This window comes from Rhodococcus sp. ACS1 (assembly GCF_002300155.1).
GTDB classification, from domain to species: Bacteria; Actinomycetota; Actinomycetes; order Mycobacteriales; family Mycobacteriaceae; genus Rhodococcus_F; species Rhodococcus_F koreensis.
In genome coordinates, this window is sequence record NZ_NSDZ01000010.1 from 344,121 (window position 1) to 363,572 (window position 19,452).

Consider the following 19,452-nt stretch of genomic DNA (forward strand, 5'->3'; position numbering starts at 1 on the left):
CCGTCTTCGCGACCTGCACACCAGTGATGCACTGGGAGGGTGAGCGTCGACTACCCGCGGTTCACCCCACCGAGGCCGCTGACCGACGTGCTGCGCCGCCTCGGCCGGTCGGCGACCCTCTGCGGGCCGGGCGACGCCGCGGTGACGGGGATCAACCAGGATTCACGCCTCGTCCGGGCCGGGGACGTGTACGCGGCGCTGCCGGGCCGCCACCGTCACGGGATCGAGTTCGTGGCCGATGCCGCGTCGCGCGGTGCGGTCGCGATGCTCAGCGACCGGAAGTCGGACGTCCTGCCGACGATCGTGGTGGACGATCCGCGCCGGGTTCTCGGTCCGCTGGCGTCGTGGGTGTACGGCGATCCGTCCGAGGCGCTCGACGTCTACGGGGTGACCGGGACGAACGGGAAGACCAGCACCGTGTACCTCCTGGACGCGGGACTGCGCGCGGCCGGGGCCGCCGCCGGAATGATGACGGGAATCGCGGTCCGGGGACCCGGCGGTTCACGGGCCGCGACCCGGACGACACCCGAGGCGTGCGAACTCCAGCAGACGCTCGCCGCGTTCGCCGAACAGCGGATCGGGGCGGTCGCGATGGAGGTGTCGAGCCACGGTCTCGCTCTGCACCGGATCGACGGGACGTCTTTCCGGGTGGGGGTGTTCACCAATCTCGCCCGCGACCATCTGGACTTCCACCCCGACATGGACGCGTATTTCGCGGCGAAGGCCCGATTGTTCGAACCGGGGCACTGCGCCGCGGCAGCGATCGGCGTCGACGACGAGTTCGGGCGCCGCCTCGCTGCCACCGTCACCGTGCCCCGCGTGACGTTCTCGTCGAGGACGCCGGCGGCCGACATCCACGCCTCCGCCGTGCACGCCGACGAGGGCGGCACGTCGTTCACGCTCCGCGGCGCCGGGGACCGGAAACCGGTGCGGCTCCGGCTACTCGGAGTGCATCAGGTGGACAACGCACTCGCCGCGATCGCCGCCCTCGCCGCTCGCGGCGTGGACCTCGACGCGGCGGTCGCCGGGATCGAGACCCTCGACACCGTGCCCGGACGGCTGGAGGCGGCACTCCGCCGGCTCGTCGCACGCTAGGCCGACAGTGTCTCGTGCCGGGCGAGTTCGGCGAGAATCCGGGCGACGAGGTCGTCGAGATCGGCGCCGGTGGTGTCGAACGCGAGATCCGGGGTCTCAGGGGCCTCGTACGGTGCGTCGATCCCGGTGAGGCCTCGGAGTTCGCCTGCCCGCGCCCGGGCGTAGAGCCCCTTGGGATCGCGCCGTTCGCATTCGTCGACCGGGGTGCTCACGTGGATCTCGAGAAACGGCAGGCCCGCGGCCTCGTTGAGCGCCCGGGCAATCGCCCGGTCCGATCGGAGCGGCGAGACCATCGACGCGATGGCGACCACCCCGGCGTCCGCGAACAACCGGGTGAGGTGGCCGACGCGGCGGATGTTCTCGGCCCGGTCACCGGGTGAGAAACCCAGGTCGTCCGAGATGCCGTGCCGGACGTTGTCGCCGTCGAGAAGGTACGCGGTCCGGCCGGCGTCGACGAGCGTCCGTTCGAGCGCGACCGCGACGGTCGACTTTCCGGACGCGGGCAGCCCGGTGAGCCAGATGGTGGCGCCCCGCTGCCCGGTCGCGGACCAGCGTCGATCCCGTTTCAGCGACGACGGATGCCACTTGATGTCGTGCCGGGTCTGCTCGCCAGGAACCACTTCGCGGGTGTCGCTGACGGTTCCGGCGCCGACGGTGTCGTTGCTCTGCTCGTCGATGAGGATGAACGCACCCGCGTCGCGATTGGTGGCGTACGGGTCGGCGAGCACCACCGTGCTCGTCCGGAGCGTGATTCGGCCGATGTCGTTGAGGGCGAGTTCGCTGGGGGAGTCGTGTTCTTCGAGGGTTTCCGGGTCGAGCCGGGTGTGCAGCTCCTGCACCGTGGCGCGCACGGTGCGGCTGGTGTGCTTGAGGGCCACCCGGTCGCCCGCCCGCAGCGGCGTCTCGCTGAGCCAGCACACGGTCGCGTCGATCTCGCGGGCCGGGACGGGTGCGGTGGCATCGGTCGCCGCACTGACGACGAGGTCGCCGCGGGCGACGTCGACGTCGTCGGCGAGTTCGAACGACACCGACAGCGGCGCGACCGCGACGGCCCGGTGCGGATCGAGGGTGTCGAGGGCGGTGACCGTGCTGCGGGAACCGGCAGGCAGCACCACCACCTCGTCCCCGACGGACAGGGTGCCCGCCGACAGCCGGCCGGTGTAGCGGCGCCGCTGATGGTCCGTGGGACGCGCGACCCACTGGATGGGCAGGCGCAGTTCGGACGCGACGGCCGACGGCGCGGCGAGTTCCACGCCTTCGAGATACTCGAGGAGCGTGGGCCCGTTGTACCAGGGCGTCGAATCCGACCGCGTGACCACGTTGTCTCCCCGGGTGGCGGACACCGGGATCACCGTGACGTGGCGGCCGCCGAGGCGCTGCGCGAGCAGGCCGAGTTCGGATTCGACTTCCTTGAACCGGGTCTCGTCGAAGTCGACGAGGTCGATCTTGTTGACCACCGCGACCAGGTGCGGGACGCCGAGGAGGTCGGCGATCCGGGCGTGGCGCCGGGTCTGCCGGAGCACCCCGGTGCGTGCGTCCACCAGCAGCACGGCCACGTGGGTGTTCGACGCCCCGGTGAACATGTTGCGGGTGTACCGTTCGTGCCCCGGTGTGTCGGCGAGGACGAAACTCCGGGTCGGCGTCGAGAAGAAGCGATAGGCGACGTCGATGGTGATGCCCTGCTCGCGTTCGGCCCGCAGACCGTCCGAGAGCGCGGCGAGGTCCGCCTCACCGTCGGCGTTCGTCACCGCCTCGAGATGGTCGGTGGGCAGGCTTCCGGTGTCGTGGAGGAGGCGGCCGATGAGGGTGCTCTTCCCGTCGTCGACGCTGCCCGCGGTGGCGAGTCGCAGCAATTGGCGAGGCCGGCCGGTGGTGGTCATCAGAAGTACCCCTCGCGCTTGCGGTCTTCCATCGCGGCAACGGAAGTCCTGTCGTCGGCCCGGGTTTCCCCGCGTTCGGAGACCGTGGCCGCGGCGATCTCCTCGATCACGCCGGCGACGTCGCCGGCATCCGAACGCACCGCGCCGGTGATGGTGAGGTCCCCGACCGTGCGATACCGCACCCGGAGCCGTTGCACCAGTTCGCTTTCGGTGGGCAGCGTGTACTCGGACAGTCCGAGCAGGATGCCGTCGCGCTCGAACACCTGCCGTTCGTGGGCGAAGTAGATCGACGGCAGTGCGAGCTTCTCGAGTTCGATGTAGCGCCAGATGTCGAGTTCGGTCCAGTTGCTGAGCGGGAACACCCGGACCTGCTCGCCGCGGCGAATCCGCCCGTTGTACAGCGACCACGGCTCGGGCCGCTGCGAACGCGGATCCCACTGCCCGAACTCGTCGCGGAAGCTGAGTACCCGCTCCTTCGCGCGGGCGCGTTCCTCGTCGCGGCGCGCGCCACCGAAGGCGGCGTCGAAGCGGTGCTCCTCCAGGGCGTCGAGCAGGGTCCGGGTCTGCAACCGGTTCCGGGACGTGCCGGGACCGCCCGTTTCGGTGACGCGGCCCTTGTCGATCGACTCCTGCACCGACGCGACGATCAGCCGGTGACCGTCCTCGGCGAGCCTGCGATCGCGGAATTCGATCACCTCGGGGAAGTTGTGCCCGGTGTCCACGTGCAGGACGGGAAACGGCAACGGGGACGGCCGGAACGCCTTCTCCGCCAGCCTCAGCAACACGATCGAATCCTTGCCTGCCGAGAACAGCAGCACCGGTCGCTCGAGTTCCGCGACCACCTCGCGGATGATGTGCACGGCCTCCGCCTCCAGCGCGCGGAGTTCGTCGACGTGTGCGTCCGTGTCGGTGGACGGTGCGGCGGTCACAGCGGAAGTCCGTTCGCGGCGGCCTCGGACCGGTATCGCTCGACCCACTCCTTGGAGCGGCCGTCGCTCTGCCGTTTCAGCGGCGGCGGGGGCGCGAGATCGGCGTCGAGGCCGAGTTCGACGAGCACCTTCGCCGCCGTCGCCTGCGGGGCCGCGACGAGATCGTCGAAACTGATGTCGATGTGGTCGAGGCCCTCCGTCTCGAACCAGTTGCGCCACTGCACATCCTGATCGCGGAGGATGCGGACGAGGTGGGCGATGCCGTCCGCGTGGTACTCGGCGCCGTCGTGCGGGGCGGGCGGGGTGGCGTCGTCGCGCCACACCTGGGTCTGCACCGCCCGCCACATCGATACCGCCTGCGCGACGACGTCACGCCGGTAGACGTGGATGAAGGCGAGGTCGCGGTCCAGGATGTCGCCGAGGGCGGACCGCAGGTCGTCGCCGGACCGGTCCGGAAGTCCGGCGGCGCGGTCGAGGACGAGCGGCACCTGGTTCCACATCAGCTTGCCGCCCCACACGCCGTTGGGGGTGCGCCCGACGCTGAGCAGTTGATCGCGCCACTGCTCCGCGGTGCGCGTGTCGGCGGTTCCCGGTTCGAGCGGGGCGAGCAGGGAGAGCACCGTCTCGTCGGTGACCGACTCGAACCACTGCCGTGGCTGCGGTGACCGGCTGGTGGACGGCAGGTACTGGAAGAACTCCTCCGGGTTGCCTGCCACGGTCGTGGCACGAAGGGATTCGACGAGCAGCGTGCTGCCGCTGCGCTGCGACGCGCAGACGAGATATGAGCGTGGCTCCGACATGCCGGAAACTATAAGGGCGAAATTCGGTGCCGCAATCGGGACGAAATCGAATTTGCGTGATGGAAACACTTGATTTATCCGCGGCGGTCGATTTGTCGGATCCGGCGTCGTGGCGGTGCGTTGATCGAGCAGCTCAGGGCAGTTTTCGGGAACGTCGATCCGGTTCGCTCGTCGCCGGAAGAATGGCGTAGCGACAGGCGAATATGAATCAGGCTGATTTTAACGACCGAAATGGACTCTGCCGTGGTCAGCCTTTCCGGCAGATGAGGACCGGACACCGGGCGTGGTGGATGAGGCTCTGGCTCGTCGAACCGACGATCGACGCGGTGAACGGATTTCGCCCGTGGCTGCCGACGGCGATCAATTGCGCGCCGAAGGAGTACTCGAGGAGCACCTTCATCGGCCCGCCGCGCTCGAGGCAGCGGGTGACCTCGACATCGGGATACTTCTCGCGCCACCCGGCGAGGCTCTCGGCGAGCCACGCCTCCTCGTGCTGCACCAGATCGGACCAGTCGGTGAAGCGGCGTTCCTCCGAATACCACGCACCGAGGGTGGAATGCTCGGCCCACGTGTGCACCGCGACGAGGGGAGCGCCGAAGAACGCCGCGAACTCGAACGCATGGGCCACCGCCATGTCGCTGAGTTCGCTTCCGTCCACACCGACCACGACGGGACGCGTCTCGCTGACCTCGTGGCCCTGGATGCCGCGCCAGACGACCACGGGGCATTCGGCTCGATTCGACACCCGGACCACGTCGGAACCGGCGACCACGGATTTCATCTCACTCGTGGCCGCGGGCCCGAGAACCAGCATCCGGGCCGTCTTGGACAGTTCCACCAACGCGTGCGCGGGTGGGCCGGGATGGGTACTGCGCTCCACTTCCAGGTCATGCTGCCCGTTCAGGACGATGCGCTCGGCGGCGTCGAGGAACTCATCGCCTTCAGGGTGACCGTCGCCGCTCCCGGAATTCGGATGCTTGGGTAACACGTGGACGAGGCGCAGCGGCTCCTCGAAGCGCCGCGCGGCGGAGGCAGCCCACGCCGCCGCCTCCAGTGCGCCGTCCGATCCGTCGATGCCTGCCACGATGCCGCGTCGAATCCGTGCTGTGCTCATGGGGGGTGCTCCTCACCTCCATTCCAGTTTGATCCAGGACGGCGGCGACGCGCCAGAGGTAAATCGGCAGGCGGCCGATCCCGGTGCGATCGACGTGGTCCGCGGGGATACTCGGGTGACCGGCGAGCGAAGACGAACCGAAGGGGCGACGGACCACATGGCGAAGCGAACGAGCGGCTCGAACGGGGGACGAGGAGACTCTCCCTCGCAGCTGATAGATGCGCGCATCGAGGAGCTGGGTGACTGGCGGGGCGAGGTGCTCGCCCGGATCCGGGCTCTCGTCACGCAGGCCGACCCCGACGTGGTCGAGGAGTGGAAGTGGCGAGGGGTCCCGGTGTGGTCGCACGACGGAATGGTCTGCACCGGTGAGACGTACAAGAACGCCGTGAAGGTGACGTTCGCGAAGGGCGCGTCGCTGGACGACCCGGCCGGTCTGTTCAACTCCAGCCTCGAGGGCAACACCCGGCGCGCCATCGACTTCCACGAGGGCGACACGGTCGACGAGAAGGCGTTCCAGGCGCTCGTTCACGCCGCCGTGGCGCTGAACACCTCCTGAGGTATGGGGCAAGGGACACCTCCTGGGGTACGGGGCAAGGGGTTTCGCTCGCCGAGGCACCGGTTCACCTGGGGTTTCCCTCCGTTTCGGTGGTGCGGTGAACCGGAGGCGCGGGTGAACCGTGTGTACTGCTGGGAGGTGGTGACCGATGCCGGATGCCCAGACGGAGCTCATGCACGCGCTGTACGAGGAACATGCCCCGGCAGTGTGGCGGTATGCCCTCCGGCTGACCGGCGACCGCGCCCGCGCCGAGGACATCGTGCAGGAGGTACTGCTGCGCGCCTGGAAGCATCCGAACGTGCTCGACCAGTCGGAGTCCTCGGCTCGGGCGTGGTTGTTCACGGTCGCCAGGAACCTCGTGTTCGACGAGCACCGCAGTGCCCGCTCCCAGCGTGAGGTCGGGATGAGTTCGACACCCGAACGGGCGGCCCCGGACGGTTCGGAGGGCGCACTCGACGCGTGGATGATGGGGGATGCGCTGGCCCGGCTCAGTGCCGACCATCGTGCGGTCCTCGTGCTCGGCTACTACCGGGGGATGTCGACCCACCAGATCGCCGGCGAACTCGGGATACCGGAGGGAACGGTGAAATCCCGCATGCATTACGGATTGCGGGCGCTTCGATTGGCTCTGCAGGAAATGGGGGTGACCCGATGACGCTCGACGACTTCGAGTCGCACGACGATCCCTACGTCCGCTGGGACGCCGCCTATGTGCTCGGTGCCATGTCCGGCGCGGAACGGCGCGAGTACGAGGCCCACCTCGCCCACTGCGCACAGTGCTCGCAGGCCGTGTCCGAATTGGCGGGCATGCCCGGTCTGCTCGCCCTGATCACACCGGAAGAAGCGTTCGGCACGCTGTCCGACGGCGCGCCGGAGGACGAGGAGATGCCCGCACCGCGGGTGCTGACCGGGCTGGTGGGCACGGTGCGGCGGCGCCGACGCCACCGGCGAGCGGCGACGGCCCTCGCAGCCGCGGCCGCCGTGATCGCCGTGGCCGTCCCCGTCGGGGTGCTGGCGACCCAGGACCGGACACCGGACGCCCCCGTCACGGCGCTGCCCGTCCCGGACCGGGGGAACACCACCGAGGCGGTGTTCGCACCGGTGGTTCCGACGACGATCACCGCGAGCGCGTCCGTCGTGTCGACGTCCTGGGGCACGGTGATCTTCGTGGAGTGCTCCTACGAGGACACGTGGCCCGGTGACGGACGCTACGGCGCCGACACCGAGGGGTACGCGCTGACCGTGACCGATCGCTCCGGAGTGGTCACCACCGTGGCCACCTGGACCGGGGAAGCCGGGCAGACGGTGCGGCCCACGGCCACCACCAGCCTGCCCGTCGACGCGATCGCGAGCATCGACGTGCGATCCGACGACGACCATCAGGTATTGCTGACCACGGCGTTGTGAGCGGGCCGCAGGGAGCCGGCCCGGTTTCCGTACTCTCTGCAGGCTCGACCGCCGTGTCTCGCTCGTCACGACCGTTTCCGCAAAAATGTTCTGCCACCGGTGAACCCGGCCGGCACGTGGTTCGTGTGTATATCCAGTGGGTGATCACAGTTCGCCCCATCCGATCCACGACACGGGGGTCTGCCGATGAATCTCACGCATCACGAGCCACGTAAAACCGGTCGGAGCATGCGCGTCGCCGACCACATCGTCGCGGTACTGGCCGCGGAGGGGGTCGAGCACGTCTTCGGTGTCGGAGGCGCGAACATCGAGGACCTGTACGACGCGCTGCACCGCTCCCCGGACGTCGAGGGTGTCGTCGCCAAACACGAGTTCTCGGCGACGACCATGGCCGACGGATACGCCAGAACCTCGAACCGGACAGGTGTGGTCGCCGCGACGTCGGGCGGCGGCGCGCTCAATGTGATCGCCGGACTCGGTGAGGCGTTCGCGTCCCGGGTGCGCCTGCTGGCACTGATCGGGCAACCGCCGACGTCGCTCGAAGGGTCGGGCGCGTTCCAGGACACGAGTGGGCTGGCGGGGTCGATCGATGCGTACCGGTTGTTCGGCGAGGTGTCGCTGTACTGTGCGCGCGTCGAATCACCGCTCGACCTCGACCGCCAACTCTCCGAGGCGCTCGCCGCGGCGCGTCGCGGCGGACCGGCAGTACTGCTGCTGCCGAAGGACATTCAGCAGGCGATCGGCGAGTTCCCGGAACCGCACCGAACGGTTCCGGCCGCACCGTGCGCTGCCACCACGGACGTCACGCGGCTCGCCGAGGCCCTGCGCGACGACTACGGCCGTATCACCGTCATCGCAGGCGACGAGGTCGCGCGGGCAGGCGCGCGAGGGGAACTCGCGGAACTCGCGCACGTGCTCGGGGCGCGAGTGGCCGTCACACCCGACGCGAAGGACGTGCTCGACCCGGCGGCGCCGGGACGACTCGGGATCACCGGCGCGATGGGGAACCCGGATGTGATCGAGGCACTGCAGGATTGCGACCTCTGTCTGCTCGTCGGCACCCGACTGCCGGTGATGGCACGGGGAGGGCTCGACACCGTACTGGAGAAGACGCTGGTGTACAGCGTCGGGTCGGCGACGCCGTATGTGCCGGCCCAGCACGTCCCGACCCGGGATCTGCGGGCGACGCTACGCGGACTCGTCGCCGACATCGGACCGGCAGCCTCACCGGTACCCGTCGCGCACTGCGATCCGACTCCGATCGACGTACCTCGATCGGGCACGTCGGGCCTGCGCTACACGGATGCGGTGACAGCGCTCGCCGCGGCGCTGCCCGACGGCGCCGACGTGTTCGCGGACGCCGGGAACACGGGCGCCGCTGTGGTGCATCACCTTCCGGTCGCGAGTGCAGGCCGGTTCGTGGTGGCGCTCGGAATGGGCGGGATGGGCTACACCTTCGGCGCCGCGATCGGTTCCGCGTTCTCGCGGGGCCGCCGCACGTTCGTGATCGCCGGCGACGGCGCGTTCTACGCGCACGGACTCGAGATCCACACGGCCGTCGAGTACGACGTGCCGGTCACGTTCGTCGTATTCAACAATAACGCCCACGCGATGTGCCTCACGCGCGAACAGGTGTATTACGAGGGCGCCTACACCTACAGCCGGTTTCGTCCCGCCCGCATCGCGGCCGGAGTCGGCGCACTGCTCCCCGGACTGCCGTGCCACACGGTCGACACCCACGCCGCCCTGGCCGACGCGCTGCAGTCCACGACGGAGTCGACGGGACCCGCTGTCATCGAGGTCGTCTGCGACCCCGACGAACTACCGCCGTTCCTGCCGTTCCTGACCGCACGCGGCACAGCCGAGAGAATCGAACCCCGAGAAGGAGCACGCCGATGACCGCCCACGAGATCGCACCGCTGCCCGACCTTCCCGCCGACCTGCCGGGCCTCGTCCGCATCGAGACCTCGGACCGTCACGCGACGACACCGATCATCATGGACATGTTGAGGTCGGTGTACCCGCACGACCAGGTGTTCGGAAAGTACTGCACCGTACAGGAATACATCGACTGCCCGCCGGACGAGGTGTTCCGCTACCTCTCGCACACCCGGAGCCTCGAGGAATGGACCTACAGCCTGCGGGGATTCACCCCCGCAGGAGAACCCGGGCTGTGGCTCGCGTACGACCGGCTGGGCGACACGACCGAGATCTACACGCGCACCGTGGCACACCCCGCCGCGATGACCGTCGACTATCACTGCGCCTGGGACCAGGGGAAACACCTGTGGATGGTGTACCTCATGCGGGTGGTGGACGCGCGCACGGTCCTCGACGTCGACGGATCCGTCGTGCTGTGGACCAACTGCCGCCACCCGTTCTACGACGAGAATCCCTACCCCGAGACCGCTCCCGCGGACCGGGTTCCGTGGGTGGGCGACTTCTGGGAGATGTTCGCCGCCGGACACCAGCTCGAGATGAGCAATCTCAAGGCGATCTGCGAATACCGATGGGCGAACGACCTGCCCGTGACCCCGACCTGGATGAGTGAGTGAGACATGGACACCGTCAGCCTGATCGACATCGCCGGCTACCTGCCCGAGAACCGGGTGGGAGCAGACTATTTCGCCCAATTCGCCGCCTCCGACCGACTCGCCGAGAACATCATGTTCCGGGCGCCGAAATTCCGTCACCACATCGCGAGCGACGAGAACGCCGTCGACATGGCCGAACGCGCGGTCGCCCCGCTGATCGAACGGAACGGCTCCGAACTCGTCTCCAACGTGGACATCCTCATCACCCACACCCAGCTGCCGGACGTCCCGGTCCTGGGCACCGGCGGAGAACTCGCGCGCCGGCTGGGGATCACCCCGGACTGGGTGGTGGACCTGCACAACGGGGGCTGCGCGTCGTTCGTGTACATGATCAAGCTGGCGCGGCAGATCATGCAGACCGGTGACGCCTCGACCGCCCTGATCGTGTCGGTGCAGAACAGTGCCGGTCAAATCTTCACGCAGTCGGACGTGCGCGTGCTGGCGCAGTCGGCGGTGCCGGGTGACGGCGCGGGAGCGTGCCTGCTGGTGAAATCGGAGGCCGGGCCAGTGCTCGGACTCGAATGCCGGACCTACCCCGAGTTCGCCGGGGACATGACGGCCGCCGTCGATCCGCCGCGCAAGTACTGGGAGGCGGGAACCGGCCAATTGCACATCGGGTTCACCGAAACGAAGATCGCGAAGGTCTTCGCCCGCGGGAACCGGCTGGTCCCCGAGGTGGCGCTCGCGGTGTGCAAGCAGATCGGCATCACCCCGGACGAGATCGACACCCTGGTCACCAACCAGCCCAACCGGCTGTTCCTCCGCAACTGGCGGGACGCACTCGAGCTTCCGGCGGAACGACACCCCGACACGTTCGACGAATGTGGGAACCTGTTCGGCGCCGCGATTCCCGTCACCCTCGACCTCGAGAACCAGGCGGGCCGGATCCCCAACGGCTCCCTGGTGATGATGTCCGCCTTCGCGCACGCGGGCGACTTCGCCGGCGCCGGGGCCATCCGATGGGGCGCCGCCCCGGTGGGGGTGTGAGATGACCGCTCCGACCCTTGCCGGCCCCGGCGTGAGATTCGATCTCGCGCTGAGCGAGAACCCCTTCGCCCCACTGCCCTCCGTGCTCGCCGCGCTCGACGGTGTCATGCGTCAGGCGCATCGGTATCCGGAGTTCCTGCCCGACCGGCTGGTCGGGGTCATCGCGGATCACGAAGGGCTCGACGCCGATCAGATGGTGGTGGGCGAGGGTGCCACCGGCGTCGCCCTGCAGATCATGCGCTCCGTCGCCGGGCCGGGGGAGCGGATCGTGTTCACCGCCCCGACATTCGACGGGTACCCGATCCTCGCGCGGATCGCGGCCCTCGACGCGGTGCCGGTACCGATCCGAGCGGACGGCGGGCAGGATCTGGCGGCGATGGCGGCCGCGATCGACGACCGCACCCGGCTCGTCGTCGTGTGCCGCCCGCACAACCCCACCGGAACCGTCGTCGGCACCGCCGAACTGGCCGACTTCCTCCGCCGGGTGCCGGAGCGGGTGGTCGTCGTTCTCGACGAGGCGTACGTGGAGTTCGTCGACCACCGACTGGTCCTGGACGCGCACCGCATCGTCGCCGAACATCCGAACGTCGTGTTCCTGCGCACGTTCTCCAAGGCCTACGGTCTGGCCGGGTTGCGGATCGGATTCGGCTTTGCGAATGCGGCTCTGGCCCGGCGGATTCGAACGCTGCAACTGCCGTTCGGGATGGTCAGCGCCGCCGTTCCCGCGGTCACGGCGTCGTACGCCGCCGAACACGAACTCCGCACCCGGGTGTCCGCCATCGTCGCCGAACGTGAGGAACTGTGGCGCACGTTGCGGGCGGCGGGAATCCCGGTCCCGCGCAGTCACGCCAACTTCCTGTACGTCCCCGGATCGGGAGTCGGCGACGCACTCGCCCGTGCCGGCATCCACGCGCGCACGTATCCCAACGGTGACGTGCGGATTGCGGTCGGGAACCCGGACGCCGGGCGTGCGGTGGTCGCCGCGCTCAGGCCGACAGTGCTCGGTAGCGCCGCAGTTCCGCGTGCGACTGCGAGTAGCGGTCGAGCATGACGTCGAGCAGTCGGGTGTGTGGTCCGATGGTGGCCGCGTAGGTGATGCCGGGCCCGCAGGACTCCGCCGCACGGCTCAACCGGTCGGTGAGCAGTCCCGGCGCAAGGAACCACGGTGCGATCACGATGCGTTCGGCGCCGCTCCGCCGCAGCGTCGAAATCGCCTGCTGCACCGTCGGTTCCGCCGCGGTGGCGAAGCACGTGACCGCGCCCGACCATCGGGTGCCCGCGACGACCGCCCCCGCCAGTGCGCGCGTGCGGTCGTTGGCAGCCGGGTCGGAAGAACCGACCGCGGCGAGGACGATCCCGAGTCCGGACTCGCCGGTCGCACCGACGGCTTCGCCGATCCGGCCCCGGACGGCCTCGACCAGCCGGGCATCGTGCCCGAGAACGTCGGCCTGCCGGACGTGCAGGTGGGGATGACGGAGGCGGGCGGCATCCAGCAGAGCGGGAAGGTCGACGCGGGCGTGGAACGCGCTGCCCAGCAGCATCGGCACCACGACGGCGGAGGAATGACCCTCGGCGGCGACCGCGTCGATCACCTGGTCCACGGACGGCGCGTTGAGGTCGAGGAAGCACAACCGGACGTCGAGGTCCGGGCGCCGCTCCCGGAGCGCCGACACGGCAGCCGCCACCACCCGCGCACTGCGGGGGTCGCGACTGCCGTGGGCGACAGCGATCAGCGGAGTCATCGCACTAGACGCGCTCGCCGAGCTCCACCGCCGCGATGGCATCCCCGACGAGGCCGGCCGCGAGCGTGTTGCCGCCGGCGGGATCGATCAGCAGGAAGCTGCCGGTGTGGCGGTTCACGGTGTAGTCGTCGGCGACGATCGGCTCGGCGACACGCACCGAGATCTTGCCGATCTCGTTGAGCTCCAGCGACTCCGGGGCGGCCTCCGACGTGAGCTCCTGCTCGTTGAAACGCTCGACGAGCGTGCCCACGATGGCCTGCGTGGTGCGGGTGCCGTGCTTGAGCAGCAGGCGGGCACCGGGACGCAGCGGCTTCTCCGCGAGCCAGCAGACGGTCGCGTCGAACTCGCCGAGCGGCTCCGGGGCGTCGGCGGGCGAGGCGATGACGTCGCCGCGGGAGACGTCGACGTCGTCGGCGAGCACGAGAGTGACGCTGCGGCCGGCGTGCGCGCTGTCGAGTTCGCCGTCCGCCGTGTCGATGCGCGTGACCGTGGTGCGGACACCCGACGGCAGGATCACGACCTCGTCGCCCGGGGTCACCTCACCCGCGGCGACCTGTCCGGCGTACCCGCGGTAGTCGGGGAACTCGGCGGTCCGCGGACGGATCACGTACTGGACGGGGAACCGGAGACCGACCCGGTGGGGTTCGGCGTCGACCGGCACCGACTCGAGGTGCTCGATGAGGGTGGGGCCGTCGTAGTACGGGGTGTTCTCCGAACGCACCGCGACGTTGTCGCCGCGCAGGGCCGACACCGGGATCTCGACGACGTCCTCGGACGCCCAGCCGAGGGAACTGGTCAGCGAGTTGAACTCCGCCGAGATGGTCGCGAACACGGTGGCCGGGTCCTCGACGAGGTCGATCTTGTTGACGGCCAGCACCAGCTTGGGGACGCCGAGCAGCGCCAGAACCGCGGCGTGCTTGCGCGTCTGCGAGATGACACCCTTGCGCGCGTCGACCAGCAGGATCACCAGCTGCGCGGTGGACGCACCCGACACCGTGTTCCGGGTGTACTGCACGTGCCCGGGAGTGTCGGCGAGGACGAACGAGCGGCGGGGCGTCGCGAAGTACCGGTACGCCACGTCGATCGTGATGCCCTGCTCACGCTCCGCGCGCAGGCCGTCGACCAGCAGCGACAGGTCGGGGGTGGACAGTCCCTTGTCCACCGACGCCCGGGTGACGGCGTCGATCTGATCGGCGAGAACCGATTTCGTGTCGTACAGCAGACGGCCGACGAGGGTCGACTTGCCGTCGTCCACACTGCCGGCGGTGGCAAGCCTCAGAAGGTCGCTCATGATCAGAAATAGCCCTCTCGCTTGCGGTCTTCCATGGCCGCTTCGGAAACTCGGTCGTCGCCGCGGGTTGCGCCGCGCTCGGTCAGCCGGGACGCCGCGACCTCGGCGAGGATCGCCTCGTTGTCGCCTGCCTCGGAAAGAACTGCGCCGGTAGTGGACCCGTCGCCGACGGTGCGGTACCGCACCGACAGCGTCTGCAGGTCTTCACCCTCGGACGGTCCGCCCCACACGCCGGGCGTCATCCACATGCCGTCGCGCTGGTACACCTCGCGCTGATGCGCGTAGTAGATGCTGGCCAGTTCGACGTTGTCGCGGGCGATGTACCGCCAGATGTCGAGTTCGGTGAAGTTGCTGAGCGGGAAGACGCGGACCTGCTCACCGGGGGAGTGCTTGCCGTTGTACAGGTTCCACAGTTCGGGGCGCTGCTTCTTCGGATCCCACTGGCCGAAACTGTTGCGCAGCGAGAAGATGCGTTCCTTGGCCCGGGCCCGCTCCTCGTCGCGGCGAGCGCCACCGAAGACCGCGTCGAAACGGTTCTCGGAGATCGCGTCGAGCAGGGGAACCGTCTGCAGCGGGTTCCGGATCCCGTCGGGACGCTCGGTGAGCCGGCCGTCGGCCAGGTAGTCCTCGACCTTCGCCACGTGCAGGCGCAGGTTGTACTTGGCGACGACGTGATCGCGGAAGTCGAGGACTTCCTGCAGGTTGTGACCCGTGTCGACGTGCAGCAGCGCGAACGGCAGCGGCGCCGGCCAGAACGCCTTGATCGCCAGGTGCAGCAGCACCGTGGAGTCCTTGCCGCCGGAGAACAGGATGACGGGGCGTTCGAACTCGCCCGCGACCTCACGGAAGATGTGGATCGCTTCCGACTCCAGCGCATCGAGCGTGTCGAACTGCGTCCCGTCCAACTGCGGCCGGGCGGCGGCTTCTGCGAGGGAAGTGGAGATGTCGATGGTCATGAGGCGTGCAACCCGCATTCTGTCTTGGCCTGACCGGCCCAGCGACCGCTGCGCGGATCGCTGCCGGGGGCTGGCTTGCTGGTGCACGGAGCGCACCCGATGGACGGATAGCCCTCGTCGACGAGAGGATTCACCAGAATCGAGTGCTCGTCGATGTAGGACTGCATGTCTTCGTCGGACCACGCGGCGATCGGATTGATCTTCACCAGACCGAACGCGTCGTCGAACGAGATCAGGGGGGCGTTGGCGCGGGTGGGGGCCTCGACCCGGCGGATGCCGGTGACCCACGCCTTGTAGCCGGCGAGCGTCTTCTTCAGCGGGGCGACCTTCCGCAGTGCGCAGCACCGGTTGGGTTCGCGGGCGAACAGATCCTTGCCCTCCGCCGCGTCCTGTTCGGCGACGCTCGCCTCGGCGCGCGCGTTGATGATGTTGACGCCGTACACCTGCTCGACGGCGTCACGGGTGCCGATGGTCTCCGCGAAGTGATAACCGGTGTCGAGGAACAGCACGTCCACGCCGGGATGAACCTGGGCGGCGAGGTGGACCAGGACGCCGTCCTGCATGTTCGAGGCGACGATGTAGCTATTGCGATACCCTGTCGCTTCGCTCGCCCCGCTCCCGAACGTCTCTTCCGTCCACCGCAGCAGTTCGTGCGCGGAGGCACCCTCGAGACTTGCCGCCCCCTGCGCGGCAAGGAGCCGAAGGTCGTCCTGTGTGGCTGTCGCGAGATTCAACGCAAGTCTCCTTCGTCTGCGCGCACGACCCATTCCGCGAAGCGTTCACCCTCGTTGCGGTGCTTCACGAAGTGCCGGACGACGCGATCGATGTAGTCACCGAGTTCGGCGCTGGTGACCTTGTGCTGGCGAAGCTTCCGGCCGAAGGCCGAATCGAATCCGAGACTGCCGCCGAGGTGGACCTGGAAGCCCTCCACCTGGTTGCCGTCGCCGTCATCGACGAGCATTCCCTTGAACCCGATGTCCGCGACCTGCGAGCGGGCGCAGGAGTTGGGGCAGCCGTTGATGTTGATCGTGATCGGCACGTCGAGCTGCGCGTTAATGTCGGCCAGCCGCTGCTCGAGCTCGGGAACGAGTACCTGCGAGCGCTTCCGCGTCTCCGCGAACGACAGCTTGCAGAACTCGATGCCCGAGCACGCCATCAGGTTCTTGCGCCAGTGCGACGGACGTGCGGGCAGACCCACCTCGTCCAGGTCGGCGATCAGCTGCTCGAGCTTGTCGTCGGCGACGTCGAGGATGATCAGCTTCTGGTACGGCGTGAAACGGATCTTGTCGCTGCCCGCACGCTCGGCGGCGTCCGCGACCTTGGCCAGGATCGTGCCCGACACGCGACCCGCGATGGGGGCGACACCGACGGCGTTGAGGCCGTTGCGAGTCTTCTGCACACCGACGTGGTCGATCGGCCGGGTGGGCTTCTCCGGCGCGGGGCCGTCGATGAGCTTGCGCTTCAGGTACTCGGTCTCGAGGACCTCGCGGAACCGCTCGATGCCCCAGTCCTTCACCAGGAACTTCAGGCGCGCCTTGTTCCGCAGCCGGCGGTAGCCGTAGTCGCGGAAGATCGACACGACGGCTTCCCACACGTCGGGAACCTCGTCGAGCGGCACCCAGACGCCGACGCGCTGCGCGAGCATCGGGTTGGTGGACAGGCCGCCGCCGACCCACAGGTCGAGGCCGGGACCGTGCTCGGGGTGGTTGACGCCGACGAACGCGACGTCGTTGATCTCGTGCACCACGTCCTGCTGGCCGGAGATCGCGGTCTTGAACTTGCGCGGCAGGTTGGAGTACTCGGGCTTGCCGATGTAGCGGCGCACGATCTCGTCGATCGCGGGAGTCGGGTCGAGGACCTCGGACAGCGACTCACCTGCCAGCGGTGAACCGAGGACGACGCGGGGGCAGTCGCCGCACGCTTCCGTGGTCTTGAGACCGACGCCCTCGAGACGCTTCCAGATCTCCGGGACGTTCTCGACCTCGATCCAGTGGTACTGGACGTTCTCGCGGTCCGAGAGGTCGGCGGTGTCGCGGGCGAACTCGGTGGAGATCCCGGCGATGGTGCGCAACTGCTCGACGTTCAGGGCGCCGGCGTCGCAGCGGACCCGCATCATGAAGTACCTGGCTTCGAGCAGGTCGATGTTCTCGTCACCGGTGAAGGTGCCGTCGTACCCCTGCTCGCGCTGGGTGTAGAGACCCCACCAGCGCATGCGGCCACGCAGGTCGCCCTTGTCGATGCTGTCGAAGCCCTGCTTCGAGTAGATGTTCTCGATGCGTGCCCGGACGTTGAGCGGGTTGTCGTCCTTCTTGGCCTGCTCGTTGGCATTGAGGGGCTCGCGGTAGCCGAGGGCCCACTGGCCTTCGGCACGTCGCCGGGCCGGCTTCGCCGTGCGCGTGCGCGCGGGTGCTGCCTGGGCGGCAGCGGGGGAGGCGTCGGTGGTCGACGTCATGGAGCACTCCTGAATCTCACGATGCACCGGCTGAGGCCGAGGAGGAGGGCTGATCCTCGCTCGGGGCATTCGAATCCGGCCGGAAGTCGAGAAGAAAGATGAACGGGCTGACAGGCTGAATTACTGCGCGAGACAGGGCAGACAACAACAGCTGCAGACACGCTTGAGATCGACGTGACGACGCGCCACAAGTCGCACTCCGGGTCCGGTCATGTCGACCATTGTGCCACGTCAGATCGCTCACGCAGAGCCGGGCACCGATTTCCACCATTTTTGCGGGAAATATCACGACGAGGGGCGCGCGACGGTCGGGTGGTCACGGAGGCGAGCCGACCATCGATACCGGAGGCGAGCCGACCATGGACACCGGAGGCGAGCCGACCATCGATACCGGAGGCGAGCCGACCATGGACACTGGTGGGGTGAGCGGATTGAGTACTTCCACGGTCGGTCGCGGCGAGGCGGCGGCATTCGCGTTGCCCGAGAGTGCCCTCATCGGTGTGGGGAGCCGCCCGTTCGGGATCTACGTGCACGTGCCTTTCTGTGCCACACGCTGCGGATACTGCGATTTCAACACGTACACGGCCGGTGAGCTGGGGACGTCGGCGTCGCCGCAGTCGTGGATGGAGGGGTTGCGCCGCGAACTCGACCTGGCGGCGCAGATGACGGGCGCCCCGGCCGTCGACACGGTCTTCGTCGGCGGCGGCACGCCGTCCCTGCTCGGCGGCGACGGCCTGGCGGACGTCCTCGGTGCGGTCCGCTCGAGTTTCGGGCTCGCGGACGGCGCCGAGGTGACCACCGAGTCGAATCCGGAGTCCACGTCGCCGGAGTTCTTCGAACGGTTGCTCGCGGGCGGATTCACGCGGATCTCGCTGGGCATGCAGTCGGCGGCGCAGCACGTGCTGAAGGTCCTCGACCGCACCCACACGCCGGGGCGGGCGGTGGCGGCGGCGCTGGAGGCGCGGGCCGCCGGGTTCGGGCACGTCAATCTCGACCTCATCTACGGGACGCCGGGGGAGCGCGACGAGGACCTCGACCTGTCGCTGGACGCGGTGCTGTCCGCGGGCGTGGACCACGTGTCCGCGTACGCGCTGATCGTCGAGGACGGCACCGCCCTGGCGCGGAAGGTGCGCCGCGGGGAACTGCCCGCGCCCGACGACGACGTGCTCGCGTCGCGGTACGAGCGGATCGACGCCCGGCTCGCCGAGGCGGGCCTGACCTGGTACGAGGTGTCGAACTGGGCGCGCGAGGACGCGGCCTGCCGGCACAACCTGGGCTATTGGGACGGCGGCGACTGGTGGGGCGCCGGGCCGGGCGCGCACAGCCACGTCGGCGGTGTGCGCTGGTGGAACGTCAAGCACCCGGCGCGCTACGCGGACCAGCTGGCGGCGGGAAGCCTGCCGGTCGGGGGCAGCGAGCAGTTGACGGACGAGGACGTCCACGTCGAGCGGGTGATGCTGACGGCGCGGCTGCGCACGGGACTTCCCGTGGCGGAACTGGACGACGCCGAGCGGCGCGCGGCCGAGAGGGTGGTCGCCGACGGACTGCTGGTGCGTGCGGGGGAGCACCTGGTGCTGACCGACCGCGGACGGCTCCTCGCCGACGCCGTGGTCCGGACGGTCCTGCGCTGACGTGCAGCGGCCGACTGC

At 69.0% G+C, this 19,452-nt stretch carries 18 protein-coding genes and 1 pseudogene; 9 read left to right on the forward strand and 10 right to left on the reverse strand.

Annotated features, from left to right (window positions below):
* Positions 1–39 precede the first annotated feature (39 nt).
* A pseudogene (locus CJ179_RS39905) lies at positions 40–1,068 on the forward strand (Mur ligase family protein); the annotation flags it as partial.
* 23 nt (positions 1,069–1,091) lie between these two features.
* Here the strand turns inward: CJ179_RS39905 and cysC are convergent.
* From cysC to CJ179_RS39925, 4 genes are all read right to left on the reverse strand, one after another.
* Positions 1,092–2,975 carry an adenylyl-sulfate kinase gene (cysC, locus tag CJ179_RS39910; protein WP_095865181.1) on the reverse strand — a complete coding sequence of 628 codons (1,884 nt, stop codon included), beginning with the start codon at positions 2,973–2,975 and terminating at the stop codon, positions 1,092–1,094.
* On the reverse strand, positions 2,975–3,904 hold the full coding sequence (gene cysD / locus CJ179_RS39915; protein ID WP_072946609.1) for a sulfate adenylyltransferase subunit CysD: 930 nt from the start codon (positions 3,902–3,904) through the stop codon (positions 2,975–2,977). Before cysD (CJ179_RS39915) ends, cysC begins: the two co-directional genes overlap by 1 nt.
* Positions 3,901–4,704, reverse strand: a complete 804-nt coding sequence (locus CJ179_RS39920; RefSeq protein ID WP_095865182.1) for a Stf0 family sulfotransferase — start codon at positions 4,702–4,704, stop codon at positions 3,901–3,903. The genes cysD (CJ179_RS39915) and CJ179_RS39920 overlap by 4 nt, the downstream gene beginning before the upstream one ends.
* Before the next feature lie 247 nt (positions 4,705–4,951).
* Positions 4,952–5,818, reverse strand: a complete 867-nt coding sequence (locus CJ179_RS39925; RefSeq protein WP_072946611.1) for a universal stress protein — start codon at positions 5,816–5,818, stop codon at positions 4,952–4,954.
* A 157-nt stretch (positions 5,819–5,975) separates the two neighbouring features.
* On the opposite strand from CJ179_RS39925, the gene CJ179_RS39930 reads away from it, so the two are divergent.
* From CJ179_RS39930 to CJ179_RS39960, 7 genes are all read left to right on the forward strand, one after another.
* Positions 5,976–6,374 (forward strand): DUF1801 domain-containing protein, encoded by a 399-nt coding sequence (locus CJ179_RS39930; protein WP_072946612.1) that lies wholly within the window; start codon positions 5,976–5,978, stop codon positions 6,372–6,374.
* 148 nt (positions 6,375–6,522) lie between these two features.
* Complete coding sequence (locus tag CJ179_RS39935) at positions 6,523–7,029, forward strand: sigma-70 family RNA polymerase sigma factor (protein WP_072946613.1); 507 nt, start codon at positions 6,523–6,525, stop codon at positions 7,027–7,029.
* Positions 7,026–7,781, forward strand: a complete 756-nt coding sequence (locus tag CJ179_RS39940) for a zf-HC2 domain-containing protein (RefSeq protein ID WP_072946614.1) — start codon at positions 7,026–7,028, stop codon at positions 7,779–7,781. The genes CJ179_RS39935 and CJ179_RS39940 overlap by 4 nt, the downstream gene beginning before the upstream one ends.
* 186 nt (positions 7,782–7,967) lie before the next feature.
* Positions 7,968–9,680 (forward strand): thiamine pyrophosphate-binding protein, encoded by a 1,713-nt coding sequence (locus tag CJ179_RS39945; protein WP_095865183.1) that lies wholly within the window; start codon positions 7,968–7,970, stop codon positions 9,678–9,680.
* Positions 9,677–10,336 (forward strand): SRPBCC family protein, encoded by a 660-nt coding sequence (locus tag CJ179_RS39950; protein ID WP_072946616.1) that lies wholly within the window; start codon positions 9,677–9,679, stop codon positions 10,334–10,336. Before CJ179_RS39945 ends, CJ179_RS39950 begins: the two co-directional genes overlap by 4 nt.
* A gap of 3 nt (positions 10,337–10,339) precedes the next feature.
* The gene (locus tag CJ179_RS39955; RefSeq protein ID WP_095865184.1) at positions 10,340–11,362 is read left to right on the forward strand and encodes a 3-oxoacyl-ACP synthase III family protein; all 1,023 of its coding nucleotides are present in this window, start codon (positions 10,340–10,342) and stop codon (positions 11,360–11,362) included.
* 1 nt (position 11,363) lies between these two features.
* Entirely contained in the window at positions 11,364–12,413 is a 1,050-nt protein-coding gene (locus CJ179_RS39960) for an aminotransferase class I/II-fold pyridoxal phosphate-dependent enzyme (protein WP_095865185.1), read from the forward strand.
* On the opposite strand, the gene CJ179_RS39965 is transcribed toward CJ179_RS39960, so the two are convergent.
* The 6 genes from CJ179_RS39965 to CJ179_RS54275 all read right to left on the reverse strand — a co-directional run bounded on the left by CJ179_RS39965 (position 12,349) and on the right by CJ179_RS54275 (position 18,025).
* Positions 12,349–13,104: a sirohydrochlorin chelatase gene (locus CJ179_RS39965; protein ID WP_095865186.1), complete on the reverse strand. Its 756-nt coding sequence runs from the start codon at positions 13,102–13,104 to the stop codon at positions 12,349–12,351. The two genes, CJ179_RS39960 and CJ179_RS39965, sit on opposite strands and share 65 nt — an antisense overlap.
* Positions 13,105–13,108: 4 nt before the next feature.
* Complete coding sequence (locus tag CJ179_RS39970) at positions 13,109–14,395, reverse strand: sulfate adenylyltransferase subunit 1 (RefSeq protein WP_072946620.1); 1,287 nt, start codon at positions 14,393–14,395, stop codon at positions 13,109–13,111.
* Between the two features lie 2 nt (positions 14,396–14,397).
* A complete protein-coding gene (gene cysD / locus CJ179_RS39975; protein WP_095865187.1) occupies positions 14,398–15,351 on the reverse strand; it encodes a sulfate adenylyltransferase subunit CysD in 954 nt (317 codons plus the stop codon).
* The gene (locus CJ179_RS39980) at positions 15,348–16,118 is read right to left on the reverse strand and encodes a phosphoadenylyl-sulfate reductase (RefSeq protein ID WP_095865188.1); all 771 of its coding nucleotides are present in this window, start codon (positions 16,116–16,118) and stop codon (positions 15,348–15,350) included. The genes cysD (CJ179_RS39975) and CJ179_RS39980 overlap by 4 nt, the downstream gene beginning before the upstream one ends.
* Positions 16,082–17,803: a nitrite/sulfite reductase gene (locus CJ179_RS39985; protein WP_072946623.1), complete on the reverse strand. Its 1,722-nt coding sequence runs from the start codon at positions 17,801–17,803 to the stop codon at positions 16,082–16,084. The genes CJ179_RS39980 and CJ179_RS39985 overlap by 37 nt, the downstream gene beginning before the upstream one ends.
* Before the next feature lie 120 nt (positions 17,804–17,923).
* Positions 17,924–18,025: an Ms4527A family Cys-rich leader peptide gene (locus tag CJ179_RS54275; RefSeq protein ID WP_371851578.1), complete on the reverse strand. Its 102-nt coding sequence runs from the start codon at positions 18,023–18,025 to the stop codon at positions 17,924–17,926.
* A 185-nt stretch (positions 18,026–18,210) separates the two neighbouring features.
* On the opposite strand from CJ179_RS54275, the gene hemW reads away from it, so the two are divergent.
* A complete protein-coding gene (hemW, locus tag CJ179_RS39995; protein WP_373560189.1) occupies positions 18,211–19,434 on the forward strand; it encodes a radical SAM family heme chaperone HemW in 1,224 nt (407 codons plus the stop codon).
* Positions 19,435–19,452 lie beyond the last annotated feature (18 nt).

Excerpts from the sequence above, each read along its gene's own strand:
- CJ179_RS39940 (WP_072946614.1), top strand. The coding sequence starts at position 7,026 with ATGACGCTCGACGACTTCGAGTCGCACGACGATCCCTACGTCCGCTGG.
- CJ179_RS39935 (WP_072946613.1), top strand. The coding sequence starts at position 6,523 with ATGCCGGATGCCCAGACGGAGCTCATGCACGCGCTGTACGAGGAACAT.
- CJ179_RS39930 (WP_072946612.1), top strand. The coding sequence starts at position 5,976 with ATGGCGAAGCGAACGAGCGGCTCGAACGGGGGACGAGGAGACTCTCCC.
- CJ179_RS39960 (WP_095865185.1), top strand. The coding sequence starts at position 11,364 with ATGACCGCTCCGACCCTTGCCGGCCCCGGCGTGAGATTCGATCTCGCG.
- CJ179_RS39980 (WP_095865188.1), bottom strand. The coding sequence starts at position 16,118 with ATGGGTCGTGCGCGCAGACGAAGGAGACTTGCGTTGAATCTCGCGACA.
- hemW (WP_373560189.1), top strand. The coding sequence starts at position 18,211 with ATGGACACTGGTGGGGTGAGCGGATTGAGTACTTCCACGGTCGGTCGC.
- CJ179_RS39955 (WP_095865184.1), top strand. The coding sequence starts at position 10,340 with ATGGACACCGTCAGCCTGATCGACATCGCCGGCTACCTGCCCGAGAAC.
- CJ179_RS39945 (WP_095865183.1), top strand. The coding sequence starts at position 7,968 with ATGAATCTCACGCATCACGAGCCACGTAAAACCGGTCGGAGCATGCGC.
- cysC (WP_095865181.1), bottom strand. The coding sequence starts at position 2,975 with ATGACCACCACCGGCCGGCCTCGCCAATTGCTGCGACTCGCCACCGCG.
- cysD (WP_095865187.1), bottom strand. The coding sequence starts at position 15,351 with ATGACCATCGACATCTCCACTTCCCTCGCAGAAGCCGCCGCCCGGCCG.
- CJ179_RS39985 (WP_072946623.1), bottom strand. The coding sequence starts at position 17,803 with ATGACGTCGACCACCGACGCCTCCCCCGCTGCCGCCCAGGCAGCACCC.
- CJ179_RS39950 (WP_072946616.1), top strand. The coding sequence starts at position 9,677 with ATGACCGCCCACGAGATCGCACCGCTGCCCGACCTTCCCGCCGACCTG.
- CJ179_RS39920 (WP_095865182.1), bottom strand. The coding sequence starts at position 4,704 with ATGTCGGAGCCACGCTCATATCTCGTCTGCGCGTCGCAGCGCAGCGGC.
- CJ179_RS39970 (WP_072946620.1), bottom strand. The coding sequence starts at position 14,395 with ATGAGCGACCTTCTGAGGCTTGCCACCGCCGGCAGTGTGGACGACGGC.
- CJ179_RS39925 (WP_072946611.1), bottom strand. The coding sequence starts at position 5,818 with ATGAGCACAGCACGGATTCGACGCGGCATCGTGGCAGGCATCGACGGA.
- CJ179_RS54275 (WP_371851578.1), bottom strand. The coding sequence starts at position 18,025 with ATGGTCGACATGACCGGACCCGGAGTGCGACTTGTGGCGCGTCGTCAC.
- CJ179_RS39965 (WP_095865186.1), bottom strand. The coding sequence starts at position 13,104 with ATGACTCCGCTGATCGCTGTCGCCCACGGCAGTCGCGACCCCCGCAGT.